Source organism: Muricaecibacterium torontonense, assembly GCF_004793925.1.
GTDB classification, from domain to species: Bacteria; Actinomycetota; Coriobacteriia; order Coriobacteriales; family Atopobiaceae; genus Leptogranulimonas; species Leptogranulimonas caecicola.
Genome location: NZ_SRYE01000002.1, coordinates 349,074 through 362,768 on the forward strand (window position 1 = coordinate 349,074; position 13,695 = coordinate 362,768).

The 13,695-nt window shown below is 60.9% G+C and carries 13 protein-coding genes; all 13 read left to right on the top strand.

Annotated features, from left to right (window positions below; translation table 11 throughout):
- Window positions 1-8 precede the first annotated feature (8 nt).
- Window positions 9-602, top strand: a complete 594-nt coding sequence (gene rpsD, locus E5334_RS04535) for a 30S ribosomal protein S4 (RefSeq protein WP_136012404.1) — start codon at window positions 9-11, stop codon at window positions 600-602.
- Window positions 603-627: 25 nt separating this feature from the next.
- Window positions 628-1,569: a DNA-directed RNA polymerase subunit alpha gene (locus tag E5334_RS04540; protein WP_136012405.1), complete on the top strand. Its 942-nt coding sequence runs from the start codon at window positions 628-630 to the stop codon at window positions 1,567-1,569.
- Window positions 1,570-1,612: 43 nt separating this feature from the next.
- Window positions 1,613-2,125, top strand: coding sequence for a 50S ribosomal protein L17 (rplQ, locus tag E5334_RS04545; RefSeq protein ID WP_136012406.1), 513 nt, complete (start codon window positions 1,613-1,615; stop codon window positions 2,123-2,125).
- A gap of 146 nt (window positions 2,126-2,271) precedes the next feature.
- Entirely contained in the window at window positions 2,272-3,930 is a 1,659-nt protein-coding gene (locus E5334_RS04550; protein WP_136012407.1) for an ATP-binding cassette domain-containing protein, read from the top strand.
- Complete coding sequence (locus tag E5334_RS04555) at window positions 3,927-4,712, top strand: energy-coupling factor transporter transmembrane component T family protein (RefSeq protein ID WP_136012408.1); 786 nt, start codon at window positions 3,927-3,929, stop codon at window positions 4,710-4,712. Before E5334_RS04550 ends, E5334_RS04555 begins: the two co-directional genes overlap by 4 nt.
- Window positions 4,713-4,829: 117 nt before the next feature.
- Window positions 4,830-5,663: a tRNA pseudouridine(38-40) synthase TruA gene (gene truA / locus E5334_RS04560; protein WP_136012409.1), complete on the top strand. Its 834-nt coding sequence runs from the start codon at window positions 4,830-4,832 to the stop codon at window positions 5,661-5,663.
- Window positions 5,664-5,760: 97 nt separating this feature from the next.
- On the top strand, window positions 5,761-6,360 hold the full coding sequence (locus tag E5334_RS04565) for an HD family phosphohydrolase (RefSeq protein WP_136012410.1): 600 nt from the start codon (window positions 5,761-5,763) through the stop codon (window positions 6,358-6,360).
- Window positions 6,361-6,399: 39 nt separating this feature from the next.
- Complete coding sequence (locus tag E5334_RS04570) at window positions 6,400-7,569, top strand: putative manganese transporter (RefSeq protein WP_275438926.1); 1,170 nt, start codon at window positions 6,400-6,402, stop codon at window positions 7,567-7,569.
- Window positions 7,570-7,735: 166 nt separating this feature from the next.
- Window positions 7,736-8,806, top strand: coding sequence for a glycosyltransferase family 2 protein (locus tag E5334_RS04575; protein WP_136012411.1), 1,071 nt, complete (start codon window positions 7,736-7,738; stop codon window positions 8,804-8,806).
- A 195-nt stretch (window positions 8,807-9,001) separates the two neighbouring features.
- Window positions 9,002-9,430, top strand: coding sequence for an FKBP-type peptidyl-prolyl cis-trans isomerase (locus E5334_RS04580; RefSeq protein ID WP_136012412.1), 429 nt, complete (start codon window positions 9,002-9,004; stop codon window positions 9,428-9,430).
- Between the two features lie 309 nt (window positions 9,431-9,739).
- Window positions 9,740-11,425 (top strand): FAD-binding oxidoreductase, encoded by a 1,686-nt coding sequence (locus tag E5334_RS04585; protein WP_136012413.1) that lies wholly within the window; start codon window positions 9,740-9,742, stop codon window positions 11,423-11,425.
- 41 nt (window positions 11,426-11,466) lie between these two features.
- Window positions 11,467-12,336, top strand: a complete 870-nt coding sequence (locus E5334_RS04590; RefSeq protein WP_275438927.1) for an electron transfer flavoprotein subunit beta/FixA family protein — start codon at window positions 11,467-11,469, stop codon at window positions 12,334-12,336.
- A gap of 5 nt (window positions 12,337-12,341) precedes the next feature.
- A complete protein-coding gene (locus E5334_RS04595) occupies window positions 12,342-13,550 on the top strand; it encodes an FAD-binding protein (RefSeq protein WP_136012415.1) in 1,209 nt (402 codons plus the stop codon).
- The last annotated feature ends 145 nt before the right edge of the window (window positions 13,551-13,695 follow it).

The following is a 13,695-nucleotide window of genomic DNA, read 5'->3' on the forward strand; positions in this document are numbered from 1 at the left end:
TAGCTAACATGGCAGTTGATAGGACTCCTGTCCTGAAGCGCTGCAGGGCTTTGGACATCGACCCCATCGTGATGGGCATTAACAAAAAGTCCAACCGTCAGCCCAAGCGCCAGCGTCGACAGGAGAGCGAATATGGTCGTCAGCTTCGCGAGAAGCAGAAGGCCAAGTTCATCTATGGCGTGCTCGAGAACCAGTTCCATGGCTACTACGAGCAGGCTCTTAAGGTCGAGGGCATCACTGGTGACAACCTCATGAGCATTCTTGAGACTCGCCTGGATAACGTGGTGTTCCGCCTCGGCTTTGCCCGCACTCGTAAAGAGGCTCGCCAGACCGTGCGTCATGGCCACATTCAGGTTAATGGCAAGCGCGTTGACATCCCCTCTTACCGCGTAAAGGCCGGCGACGTGGTTTCTGTCGCCCCCAAGTACTCTGACCTGCTCCCCATCAAGGAGGCCATCATCGCTTCTGAGCACATGGCCGTTCCTGCATGGCTTGAGGTTGACATCGAAAAGCTCTCGGGCAAGGTGCTTCAGATCCCCTCCCGCGATCAGATCGATCTCGACATCAACGCCCAGCTCATCGTCGAGCTCTACTCCAAGTAACGAGCAACCCCGGTTGGAGGTATACATGTCCGAATTCATCCGACCGCAGGTGTCGGTAGAAGAGGTCAAGACCAACGTCGCCCGCGTGACCGTCGAGCCCCTGGAAGGTGGCTTTGGCGACACCCTCGGCAACTCCATTCGCCGCGTGCTCTTGTCTAGCCTGGAGGGCGCAGCTGTTCGTGCTATTCGTATCGACGGCGTGCAGCATGAGTTCTCTACGGTAGAGGGCGTCTATGAGGACGTCACCGATATCGTCCTCAATGTGAAGAAACTCGTCTTCCAGCGCACCGGCTCTGCCGAGGAAGCTGAGGCTGAGGTCAACATCGAGGGTCCGGCCACTGTCTCTGGTGCGGATTTCTTGGTGCCTGCAGGTTTTGAGTTGGTCAATCCCGAGCTCGTCATCTGCCACCTGGGTGAGGGCGCTCATCTCAAGATGACCCTCTATCTGGGCTGTGGCCGTGGCTATGTCTCTGGTGAGAACAACGAGGGCGACAACGATGCCATCGGCATCATCCACGTGGATTCTCTCTACTCTCCTGTGCGTCGCTGTGCCAAGACCGTCGAGCCTTGTCGCGTGGGTCAGCATACTGACTTCGATCGCCTGGTGCTCGAGGTGGAGACCAATGGCGCCAAGGATCCTCGTGAGGCTGTGGTCGAGGCCGCCAACATCATCAATCAGCACATGAGCGCATTCATGACGCTGAACGAGGAAGGCGACCACGAGGAAGAAGTGTCCATCTTCGTGAGCAACGAGGAGGACGACAACTCTGAGCTCGACAAGCCTATCGAGGGCCTCGACCTCAGCGTGCGTTCCTACAATTGCCTCAAGCGCGCCGGTATCCACACCGTGCGCCAGCTGGTGGACTACTCGGAGAATGACCTCCTCAACATCCGCAACTTCGGCGTGAAGTCCATCGAGGAAGTCAAGGATAAGCTCGAGTCTATGGGCCTGGGCCTCAAGGCTTAACCCTGCGACCAACACTTAAAGAACCACTGAGGAGTAATACACCATGAGGCACCAGAAGAAGCATGGTATGAAGCTCGGCACCGATGCCAGCCATACCAAAGCCATGAAGAAGAGCCTGGTCGGCGCTCTGCTTGCAAACGACCGCATCAAAACCACCCTGCCACGCGCCAAGGCCATCCGCGGCGACGTGGATCGCATCATCACTTGGGCAAAGAAGGGCGACTTGCATTCTCGTCGCCTGGCCATCGCCAAGGTGGGCGACCCCCAGCTCGTTCGCGAGATCTTCGAGAAGGTCGAGCAGGGCATGTGGGCTGACCGCAACGGTGGCTACACCCGCATCATGAAGCTCGGTCCCCGCAAGGGCGACAACGCTGAGATGGCGCTCATCGAGCTCGTGACTGAGCCTGTACAGGCCAAGGTCAAGGCAGCCCCCACCAAGGTGGAGAAGGTCGAGCCTGTCAAGGCCGACGAGCCCGAGACCACCGAGGCTGAGGAGGCACCTGCCAAGGACGAGGCTCCCGCTGAGGAGGCTTCTGCCGAGGTAGACGCTGAGTAGCCGCTGCCACTGCGCACAATTATGAAGGGAGGTCTCGCCTTGTGCGGGATCTCCCTTTTTCTCTAGCGCCCTCATTTCCTGCCGAGAAGCCCGACCCATCTCATCCTGCACCCCGTCCGTCCTGGTAGCCCAAAAGGAGGTCTCCTATGGAACTGGCACTCAACGCAGCGCAGTTTAGCTATACCGCTGCCGAGAAGCCCCAGCTTTCCGTAGATGCGCTCTCGCTGTCCTCGGGCACTCATTGGGCATTGGTGGGGCCCAACGGGTCAGGAAAATCCACGCTGCTGCAGCTTTTGGCGGGAAGGTTTGCTCCTCAACAAGGCCTACTCACCCTCGATGGGAATACGTTTGGCCAAGATCTCCAGCCTTCGCAGTTCTTTCAGCAGGTGGCTTTTGCGTCCCAGGATGCAGAGGCAAGCATCGTGGCTTCGCTGATAGAGGACGAGGTGGCTTTTGGCCCCCGCAATTTAGGCCTGGCCCCAACCTTGGTTCAACAGCGGGTTCGTGCGGCTCTTAATGCCGTGGGACTAGGCTCCATCGCTTCCCACCGCACCGACGCCCTTTCCGGTGGGCAGCTTCAGCGCCTGCAGCTCGCAGGCCTCTTGGCGCTCCATCCCCAATTCCTCTTGCTTGACGAGGTCACCTCATCGCTCAATGCCGCGGCTGCCCAAACCATCCGCCAGCTGCTTTACAAAGGTGATCCTGCAGCCTGTGGCCAGCTTTTAAGCACCCATGACATTGTCGAGGTGTGTCAGGCACAGCAAGTGGTGCTCATGTATGAGGGTCGTATCCAGCGCGTCCTCAGTCCTCAGCAGCTCTTCGAAGATGAAGCTCTCTGGTGCCTTATGGGCTACCATCGCAGCTTCCTGGGGCAGGCGGCTCGAGCACTCGCCCTCACGCACAAGCCCGTGGCAGCCATCACCAACCCCAAGTCTTGTATACAAGCCTGGCATCAAGCCTGTTTCCCTGTGCCTTCGATGCCTTCGCACGCGACATCCCATCCTGCACCAGAGGGTCTCACGTTGCACAAGGTCACCCTTGCGAGTGAGACGGGCGTCCTTCTCAAGGACGTGTCCTTCAGTGTTCCTGCAGGCCAGATCACGTTGCTGCTGGGGGCTTCTGGGGCCGGTAAAACCTGCACGTGCCGGGTGGCAGCAGGGCTTTTGGCTGCCGATAAGGGCCAAGCCTCGCTTCAGGGGATGCCTGTGAAGGCAGGGATGGTGGCCTACAGTGCCCAGAGGTCTGAGGATATGCTCTTTTGCGATCAGGTGGCAGAGGACGTGGCCTATGGGCCCCGTTTGGCGGGGCTTTCTGGCGAGGCACTTCGCATGCGAGTGGAAGAGGCGCTCGCCGCGGTGGGGCTAGACGAGTCCTTAGCCCTGCGGTCACCCTATGAGCTATCGGGCGGCCAGCGGCGAAAGGCGGCCCTTGCGGCGGTCATCGCCCAGCAGGCTCCGGCCCTCATTTGCGATGAGCCCTGCGCCAATCTCGATCCTCAAGGCGTTGTACAGGTAGTGAAAGCCTTGGCTGCCCAGGCCAGTGCGGGGGCAGCGGTGTTGGTGACCACCCATGATCCTGAGCCTTGGCTTCAAGTAGCCCATCAGGCGGTGATCCTTGAGACGGGTGCGGTGATATGGCAGGGAAGTCCTTACGAGCTGGTGGCCCAAGCGCCTCTGGCCTCCTCGGCGGCAGGAGAGCCTTTGTCGCTTAGGCTGCGCCGCCAATTGGCTGCAGGCAGAGAATCACACCCTGCAAAGCTTCAGAGCCTCTCAAACTCCCCAAACACAGGGGAAGGCGCCCTATGATTACCAGCAGCTATGGTACCTACCTTCTTGGAAACGGGCCTCTTCATCGGTTGGACGCCAGGGCAAAGCTTTGCTGGCTGCTCGCAGTGACCATCGCGGTGTTTTGCGCCGTCTCTGCTTGGGTGCCTGCTCTCTTGCTGCTGTTGTCGCTTGTGGCTGCCGGTCGCGAAGGGGTGCCGTTAAGGTCGCTGGCGGGAGCCTTGGGGCCTGCGCTGGTCATTCTGTTGCTGGCATTCCTGTCAAATGCCCTGGTGGTCGATGGTGGCGGTGACATCGCTCTTTGGGGCCCATGGGGCATCTCCTGGGCAGGCTTTGGCCGCGGCCTTAATGCCGTAGCGCGCATACTGTGCCTGGTGGCTTGGTCGCTCACCTTGGCCTGCGCCACAAGCTCCCAGTCTCTGGTCGACGGGTTCGTAGCTATGGCGAGGCCCCTCAAGCATGTGGGCGTCTCTGCTGCCCAAGCGGGCATGATGCTCTCATTGGTCCTGCGCTTCTTGCCTCTTTGTGGCACGCAGATCCATAAGCTGCGCGATGCCCAGCGAGCCCGTGGCCTCGACCTTGATAGGGGACCGGCGGTCAACCGCCTCAAAAGCTGGGTGTCAGTGCTTATACCGGTAACTGTGTCGCTCTTTGCACGGGCGCAGCACACCGCACAATCCATGACAGGTCGCTGCTGGGGCTATAAGGAGCCAAAGGTAGCCCCTAGGCCATTGGGAGCCTCCGGATGGGGAGTGGTCGCAGGTTCTGCGGCATTGGTGATCCTCTCAATCTGGCTCCCTTGAGCACCTGCACAACCGCCTCTCAACATCGCATCCCATTCCGCCCTCAAGGAGAAACCCATGGAGCCTCAAGCGCGTTTCCTACACACTCAGGAGCCTCTCGCAAACCCAGGAGCGGACATGCCTCTGGACAACAGGGTGCCTTGTGGCCCAGAGGATCTGGGATCTGACTCGAGCACTTTGGTGCTAAAGGTGGGTTACCGCGGGGCACGCTTCTCGGGTTTCGCAGCCCAAGAAGGCCAGCCTACCATTGCCGGCGAACTCAACGAGGCGCTGTCGGTGCTTTTGCGGCGCCCTGCCGAGGTGGTCTGTGCCGGCCGCACTGATGCCGGCGTGAGCGCGCTGGGCCAATATGTATCTTTGCCGGTGAGTGCTCGGGAGCGCAGGGATTACTCTGCTGCTCGACTGCTGCGCTCGTTGGATGCCCTCACCTCCGACGATATTTCGCTTCGAGGGGTTTGGGAGGCTCCGGCGGGATTCTCGGCTCGTTTCGATGCCGAGAAACGCTGCTATCGCTACCGCATCGCCACGGGCCATCGGCCCGTCATGGCGCAAGGAACGGCCCTGTGGGTGCGCCAGGAGCTGGACGTGGCGTCCATGGATGAGGCTGCCGGCTATCTGGTGGGGGAGCATGACTTCAAAAGCTTTTGTAAGGCAGCCTCGGCTGAAGGGAAGTCCACCTGTCGCGAGATCCTGCGTTGTCAGGTGAGTGCGGGCCAGGAGTATGGCGAGCCGTTGGTCTATATAGACGTGGAGGGTAACGCCTTCTTGCACAATATGGTGCGCATCATCACGGGCACCCTGCTGGAAGTGGGGGCCGGCAGACGTGCCCCCAGTTGGGTGGGCGAGGTCTTATCGGCAGCCGATCGCAGGGCCGCTGGACCCACCGCTCCTCCTGAAGGCCTGTTCTTTATTGAGGTACACTACCCCAATGGGCTGTTGCACCCCTGGTAGGGATTCGCGCAGGCCTGGGCTAGACTGGATCTAAGGGTTCAAGGCAGCTGCGAGAGGGCGCCTTGGGCTGTGAGAGCGAATGCGAAGGAGGAGCACAATGGCGAAACTCGAAAGCGGGCTTACCTACGAGCAGGCCCATGACCTTTTGTGCCAGTACAACAAGGATCCCTTCCATGTGCAACACGGCGAGACCGTAGGAGGTCTCATGGGTTACTTTGCGGCCGAGTACGATCCCGAGAACGTGGACTTTTGGACTCAGGTGGGGCTGCTTCACGACCTTGATTGGGAGATGTTCGACCCCGATCTTCACACCATCGAGACGGCGCGCCTGCTCAAAGAGGCCGGGGCCTCTGAGGAGCTGGCCCATTCCATCCAAACCCATCAGTCGGATCTCAATCCTGACCTGCCTCAGCCGGAGTCCAAGATGGAAAAGATGCTCTATGCCTCAGACGAGCTTTCGGGCCTTATTACCGCTTGTGTGGCTATGCGCCCCTCCAAGAGCGTCATGGACTTCAATGTGAAGTCGCTCAAGAAGAAATTCAAGACCAAGAGCTTTGCGGCCGGCTGCAACCGCGACGATATTCGCCGCGGCGCAGAAATCAATGAACTTGAGCTGGATGAGCTGTTCGCCATGGTGATTGAGGGTATGAAAGCCATAGCGCCTGATCGCGACACTTTTGGGAGCGAAGAGGCCTAAGGAGTAGACGGCCTTCGTTTCAAAAGTCGAGGTTTCAGCATGCAAGACATGGTCACGTTCATTGGCGAGGTAGTGGGCGAGTCGGTGCAAGACACCCTGGTGCTCATGCCGTTCCTCTACGTCACCTACCTCGCCATGGAGTGGCTGGAACACAGCGCTCAGGGATTCTCTGAGCGCGTTATTTTGAAAGCAGGCAAAGCAGGCCCCATACTGGGCGCTCTTTTGGGCGCGCTGCCTCAGTGCGGCTTTTCGGCCATGGGCGCCACCCTCTACAGCGGCCGAGTGGTCACGCTGGGCACCCTCATCGCGGTGTTTCTGTCCACTTCAGACGAGATGCTGCCCGTATTCATAGCCAACGGCGCCCCGGTTATCCAAATCGTCACCATTCTGGCATTCAAGGTGAGCATCGGCATGGTGGCAGGCCTTCTGGTGGACCTGGCCGTGCGCATCTTCCATATCCCCACCCACTCTGTGCTGCGCATCCATGAGCTGTGCGAGCAGGACCATTGCGGCTGCGATCAGCTGGCTCAAGAGCCTGCCCAGCCAACAGATGGCCCCGCTGCCCATCAGCGGCTCTGCGAGAGCTGCGCTGCCCAAGAGGGCAGAGACCATGAGGTAGAAGCCTTGGCCAAGGACGTCTATTTGGATGACGGCGATTTGGCAGAGGCTGAGGACCAATGCGCCCATGATCCTGAGTGCACGGGGCACTTCTCGGCTGCCGATAAGGGCGGCCATAGCCACCAGGACCGCGTTTGCGACCATGGGGCTGCCGGCCACGACCGCTGCTGCGCCCATGGCCATAGCCACGGCCATGGCTCCATTTGGAAGAGCGCCCTCGTTCATACGGTGCAGGTAACGCTGTTCATTTTTGTGATCACCCTGGTGTTGGAGTTCGTCATCGACGGCGTGGGCGAGGACGTATTCGCCACATTCCTTTTGGCCCATCCAGATCAAGCGGTGCTCTATTCGGCGCTGGTGGGGCTTATCCCTAACTGCGCGGCCTCGGTGCTCATCTCCGAGCTCTACCTTCAGGGCGCGCTGGGCTCTGGCGCCATGATCTCCGGACTTTTGGTGGGAGCCGGCGTGGGCCTGCTGGTGCTCTTTAGGGCCAACCGCCCCATGCGCTCCAACCTTGGCATTGTGGCCCTGCTCTTCTTTGTGGCGGTGCTCTGCGGCTTTATCGTCAATCTTTCAGGTTTCGTCTTCTAGCACATTTGGCGGCTGTGGGCATTCATAAAACTCCCTTATGGGCATTCCCTGGATGTCGCGTGTATGTGATGTGAGGGTTGGCCTGCATCAAACTCTTGTATAAATCGGCTGGTATCGTGGGGTGAACGGATGCCGTGTTCGAGGATGCGAGGGGAGGAGATCGCCTATGGTGCCAAAGCAGCCCCGCGTGTCGGTGATCATGCCGGTGTACAACATCGAGTCCTATGTCACCCGTGCAGTGGAGTCTATCCAAAACCAGACCTTGTCTGATTGGGAGCTGTTCTGCATCGATGACGGCTCTACAGATCGCTCTGGCGAGATCCTCGATCGCCTGGCATCTCGCGACTGGCGCATCGAGGTCATCCATACTGAGAACCGCGGCGCTCCCGCTGCCCGCAATCTGGCCTTGGATCGCGCCCGCGGTCGCTATGTGCACTTTATCGATGGCGATGACTGGGTCGAGCCCACCATGCTTGCCGACGAGGTGGCGCTGGCAGAGGAGCATGGTCTGGAGCTGGTGATCGCCGGCTTCACCATCGAGACCTACTATGGCGATGCCGGCGAGCATCTGGTAGAGGAGAAGTCGGTGGACGACGTGGTCTTCTCCAGCCAAAAGGCGTTTAGAGCTGCGGCCTATCGCCTGTTCGACCAGAACCTGCTCTATGTGCCTTGGAACAAGCTCTTCCTGCGCAGCCGCATCGAGGAGCTTCACTTGCGCTTTCGCCCCACCTTTTGGGATGACTTCCCCTTTGTGCTGGACTACATCCGGGACGTGGAGCGCGTAGGGGTCACCAGCCGCTGCTATTACCACTTCTCTCGTAGCCGGGCAGAGTCTGAGACCGCCCGCTGGCGCCCCAATATGTATGAGAAGCGAGAAGAAGAGCACAGCTGGATGTTGGATCTCTATGACCATTGGGATTTGGCTGCAGACCCTGCCAGCGTCGAGATGGTGCAGCGTCGCTATATCGAGCGCCTCATAGGCTGCATCGAGAATGTGTGCAATCCCGCCTGCGACCTCACCCCTGAGGAGCGCCGCGCTCAGGTGAGCGCCATGATCATGTCGCCTCGCGCTCAGCTGGCTGTGGAGCTCGCCCGTCCGCGTTCAACCATGATGCAGCTCATGCTCATCCCCATTCGCCGCAAAGACGTCTCCATGGCCATTGCAGAGGGCAACTTCATCTCTATGGTCAAGCGCTCCAACGGGCGCATCTTCGCCCTGCTCAAAGCTCGCAGATAGCCGGGACGTCCCACAGGCGCACTGCGAGGGACGGCGGGGCTTCTCGGCAAGGGAAGAAGCGAGGAGATTGCGGGGCTCCCTGTCGCAATCCTGCCGTTTGGAAGAGTCTGCGACAGAGTCTTTCTTAAGCGGGTAGGCTAGCCTTTAGTGTCACTGGCGGGAGACGCATCCGCTTCCCTTAGGAAAGGACATCCTATGTCTAATGAAGGCAAAAAGGTAAAAGTACATTATCGCGGCACCCTAGATGACGGTACGCAGTTTGATAGTTCCTACGATCGCGACGAGCCCATAGAGTTTGTGGCTGGCTCGGGCATGATGATCAAAGGGTTCGACGACGCGGTGATCGATATGGAGCCCGGCGACAAGAAGACCATCCACCTGGAGCCCGCTGAGGCCTACGGCGACGTGCGCCCTGAGCTCATCATCGATTTCCCCATCGATCAAGTGCCCAACGTGGATCAGCTCTCTGAGGGCACCAAGATCTTCTTGCAAGGCCCTGCCGGGCAGCCCATCCCCGCTACGGTCACCAAGATCACAGACGAGGCCGTAACCGTGGACGCCAACCATGACCTGGCAGGCAAGCCATTGAACTTCGACCTTGAGCTGGTGGAGGTTGAGGACTAGTCGGTCTTCGCTGCTCGTTCACCTGATCCTTGGGGCCGGTCTCCTGAAGGGGGGCCGGCTTTTTTTGTAGGCGCCCGATGAGGACCCCTGGCTCACAAGAGGGCTTGAGATGCGGCAGTTCGGCGGCTGTCGCAGGACGCCTTTAAGGCTGGCTTGGCTCGCGGTGTGCGACTTGGTAACACTTGGTAACTCCTCGGCAACTAAGAGTCCCTAGGCTAGGTAGCACTATGAGGTAGGCTGGGATCTCTCGCGCTGGTGCGGCAAGGGTCCGGCCGCCTCCTTAACCCTTGCGACCCAGGAGGTTTGGCTATGGCGGCCCTCAAGCCCATGGACGAGACTTTGGTGGGGTATCTGGCAGATGAGTCAAGAACCCACGGTACCGCCCAGGCCATCGCGTTTCCTGTCTCTGAGGCAGAAGTCGTCGAGGTGGTGTGCCAAGTACGCCGGGAAGTGAGCGGCCCCATCACCGTTCAAGGCGCTCGTACGGGGCTGGCCGCCGGTGCGGTGCCCTATGGCGGTACCGTGCTTAATACCAGCCGCATGAATAGGGTTACAGGGCTCATGAGCCATGGCGACGGCAGCTTCTCCGTGCAGGTGCAGCCGGGTGTGGTGCTCCAAGACCTGCGCCGAGACTTGGAGCGCAAAAGCTTCGATACCACCGGCTGGAGCCAAGACTCCCTGGATGCCCTGGAGGCCTTCAAGGCGGCGCCGGCTCAGTTTTTTCCTACCGATCCCACAGAGACCTCGGCTTGCCTAGGAGGCATGGCGGCCTGCAATGCCTCTGGCGCCCGCTCCTTTCGCTATGGCCCGGTGCGCCCCCATATCTCGGGCCTGCGCCTGGTGACAGCCACAGGCGACGTCATCGACCTCGTGCGCGGCCAGGTGCAAGCTCAAGACGGCATCCTTGCCCTTCCCACCCAAAGCGGCGCGACCCTTGAGATTCCCGTGCCCACTTATGAGATGCCCCGGGCCAAATGTGCCAGCGGTTACTTTGCCTCGCCTGCTATGGACGCCGTGGATCTAATAATTGGCTCCGACGGCACCCTGGGCGTCATCACCCAGCTTACCTGCGACCTTTTGCCGGTACCCGCCCTTACCTGGGGCGTCAACTGCTTCTTTTCTGCAGAGGACGCCGCCCTCTCCTTTGTGGAGCTGCTCCAAGAGGCTGCGGCGGCGCCTGCCTACGTTCCCGCTGCCGAGAAACCCGTGGCCTTGGAAGCTGGGCCTTCTGTGTTGAAAGACACCATAGTGGCCCTGGAATACTTCGATGGCGACGCCCTCGACATCCTGCGAGCCCAACGCGCACAGGACCCAGCCTTCAGCTCCTTGCCGGAGCTGCTCTGCCAGGAGCGCGTCTGCGTCTACTGCGAGCTGGCGGCCTCTGACCACGACCAGATGGTGGAGGCAGTGGCTAAGATCTCGGAAGCCATGGAATCCGTGGGGGCACAGCCGGACTTGAGCTGGGCGGGCACCATGGCTGCCGACCGCGAGCGCCAGCGCTTCTTCCGCCATGCAGTGCCGGAGTCAGTGAACATGCTTATCGACAGCTACCGTGCCAAAGACCCCGCCGTCACCAAGGTGGGCAGCGACATGAGCGTGCCTCGGGGCAAGCTGCGCCAGGTCATGGAGCTCTATCGCTCTACCATCCAGGCGTCGGGCCTTCAAAGCGCTGCTTGGGGCCACATTGGCGACAATCACCTCCATGTGAACCTGCTGCCTCACAACGAGGCCCAATGGCATCAAGCCAAAGACCTGCTGGCGCTTTGGGCCAAAGAGGTCTCTGCTATGGGCGGCGCCGTCTCTGCCGAGCATGGCGTAGGCAAGATTAAGCGCGACTTTTTGATGCCCATGTATGGCCTTGAGGGCGTGCGGGCCATGGCCCGCACCAAATTGGCACTGGATCCCGAGGGGCTCTTTGGCCAGGGCACCCTCTTTAGCCTCGAGCTTCTTCAAGAAGAAGCGGCACTCCAAGGCGTCCCTCCTAAGGGATGCTAGCCATGTCCTGCGAACCCGTCCGCCCCTCCAAGGAGGATTCCGTGAGCTTTGACAAGCAGACGACCTGGGAAGGCGCGCCCTTCTCGGTAGCCGTATTGATGAAGGCGGTCCCGGCCTCCACCGAGGTGGCCATGGATCCCGTGACCCACACCATCGTGCGCGACGGGGGAGCCGCGGTGCTCAACCCCTACGACACCGCCGCCCTTGAGCTGGCCTTAAAGCTCAAAGCTCAGCTTGAGGGGGAGGGGGTGCCGGTGGCGATCTCGGTGCTTTCCATGGGAATCCCGGCTACGGCCGATCTGCTGCGCGACGCCGTTGCTCGCGGCGCCACTCGGGCCCTGCTGCTTTCCGACCGCACCTTTGCCGGCAGCGACACCCTGGCTACCAGCTATGCGCTGGAGCTGGGCCTTCGCGAGCTGGGCGATCAAGACTTGGTGCTCTGCGGCAAGATGGCGGTGGATGGCGACACAGCCCAGATCGGCCCCGAGGTGGCGGCAGGCCGCGGCTGGCCCTGCGTAACCGGTACCCTCTCGGTAGAGATGGTACCTTCTTCGCAGATGACCCGCGCCACGCTTGCAGAGGCAGGCCTGGTGGTAAGCCAGGTTTTCGAGGGCGAGAAAAAGCGCGTAGGAGTGCCGCTTCCCTGCGTGGTGACCGTGGACAAAGACGCGGCCACCCTGCGCATGCCCTCAGTCACAGGGGTGCTCGAAGCTCAAAAGATCCAGGTAGAGGTGCGTGGCGCCGCCCAATTGGGCGCCGATCTTGCCCAATGTGGCCTCGAGGGCTCGCCCACGCAGGTTGTGCGCTGCTGCGTGCCGGAGGCCAGCGGGGCCTGCCAGTTCCTCGCCGGCAGCCCGGCCCAGATCGCCGAGCAGCTCGGCGCCATCGTCGACCAGTCAGAGGGGGCCTAGATCCCATGGCAGCCATTAGGATAGATCAGGATCTGTGCATAGGCTGCGGCCTCTGTGTGCGGGTGTGCGCCAACGACGGCGTTAAGGTGGAGAACCGCCGCGCTTCCATTACCGAGAATTGCATAGCCTGCGGCCTGTGCGTCGATGCGTGCCCCAAAGGCGCCGTCTGCCGCGAGACTTCTCGCGCTTCTGCCGACCTCTCCGCGTGGAGCGGCATGATGGTGGTGGCTCAAACCGATAAGAGCGCAACTCCGCTGCCGGTGGCCTATGAGTTGGTGGGGGTGGCTCGCGACCTGGCACACGAGCGCGGCTGCTCTTTGCGCGTGCTGGTGATCTCCGGGTTGCAGCCGGGATGCCAGTGCACCGGAGGTTATGCGCCGCTTATAGATGCCGGTGCCGATGAGGTGCTGGTGCTGGAGGATCCCGCCTTCGCCATCCCCGATGGAGCAGCTATCGGGCAAGCGGTGGCTCAGGTCATCGAGCAGTTCAAGCCCGAGGCGGTGCTCTTTGGGGCTACCGATCTGGGACGCGAGGTGGCGCCTCGGGTGGCCCGGGAGCTTTCCTGCGGCCTGACGGCCGACTGCACCCAGTTGGCGCTCGATCAAGAGGGCTTGCTGCTGCAAACCCGCCCAGCCTTTGGCGGCAATTTGTTGGCCACTATCGCAAGCCCCGCTGCGAGGCCCCAGATGGCCACAGTGCGCCCAGGTGTTTTTTCTCGGCCGGAGCCGCAGAAGGGCCGTTGCGGCACCATCTATCATCTGACAGCGGCGCCTTCTTCTGTGCCAGGCATCCAAGTGCTCTCAGAAGAGTCGGCTTCTTCAGGTGCTTCCATCGCGGATGCAGAGGTGCTCGTGGTGGTGGGCCGCGGCATCCGCGACAAGAAGGCGCTGCCTACCATGGAGCGCTTGGCTGCGCTGTTGGGAGGACAGGTGGCCTGCACCCGCCCGGTGGTGGAAGCCGGCTGGATGGGCCATGAGAGCCAGGTGGGACAGACGGGCGTCTCGGTGGCGCCGCGGGTGCTCATCTCTATGGGCGTCTCGGGAGCTATCCAGCATCTGGCGGGCATCTCGGGGGCAAAGACGGTCATTGCGGTCAACGAAGACCCCGACGCCCCTATCTTCTCTGTGGCCCAAGCAGGCGTGGTGGCAGACTGCCGCCAGGTGGCTGACGAGTGGGTGAAGTACCTGGAAGGGGCGACGGGTCGCTCCGCTTAGCTGCGCTGTCGCCCTCTGGATCTAGGGCGCGCCTCCGACCCAAGACGCATCCTCTCCCAGGGCGCCCACGCCCTCATGACATATCGGTGTTTGTCTCTGCGAAATCTCAGACGCTCATTTACCATGGGAATCCAAGCTTTCTTTA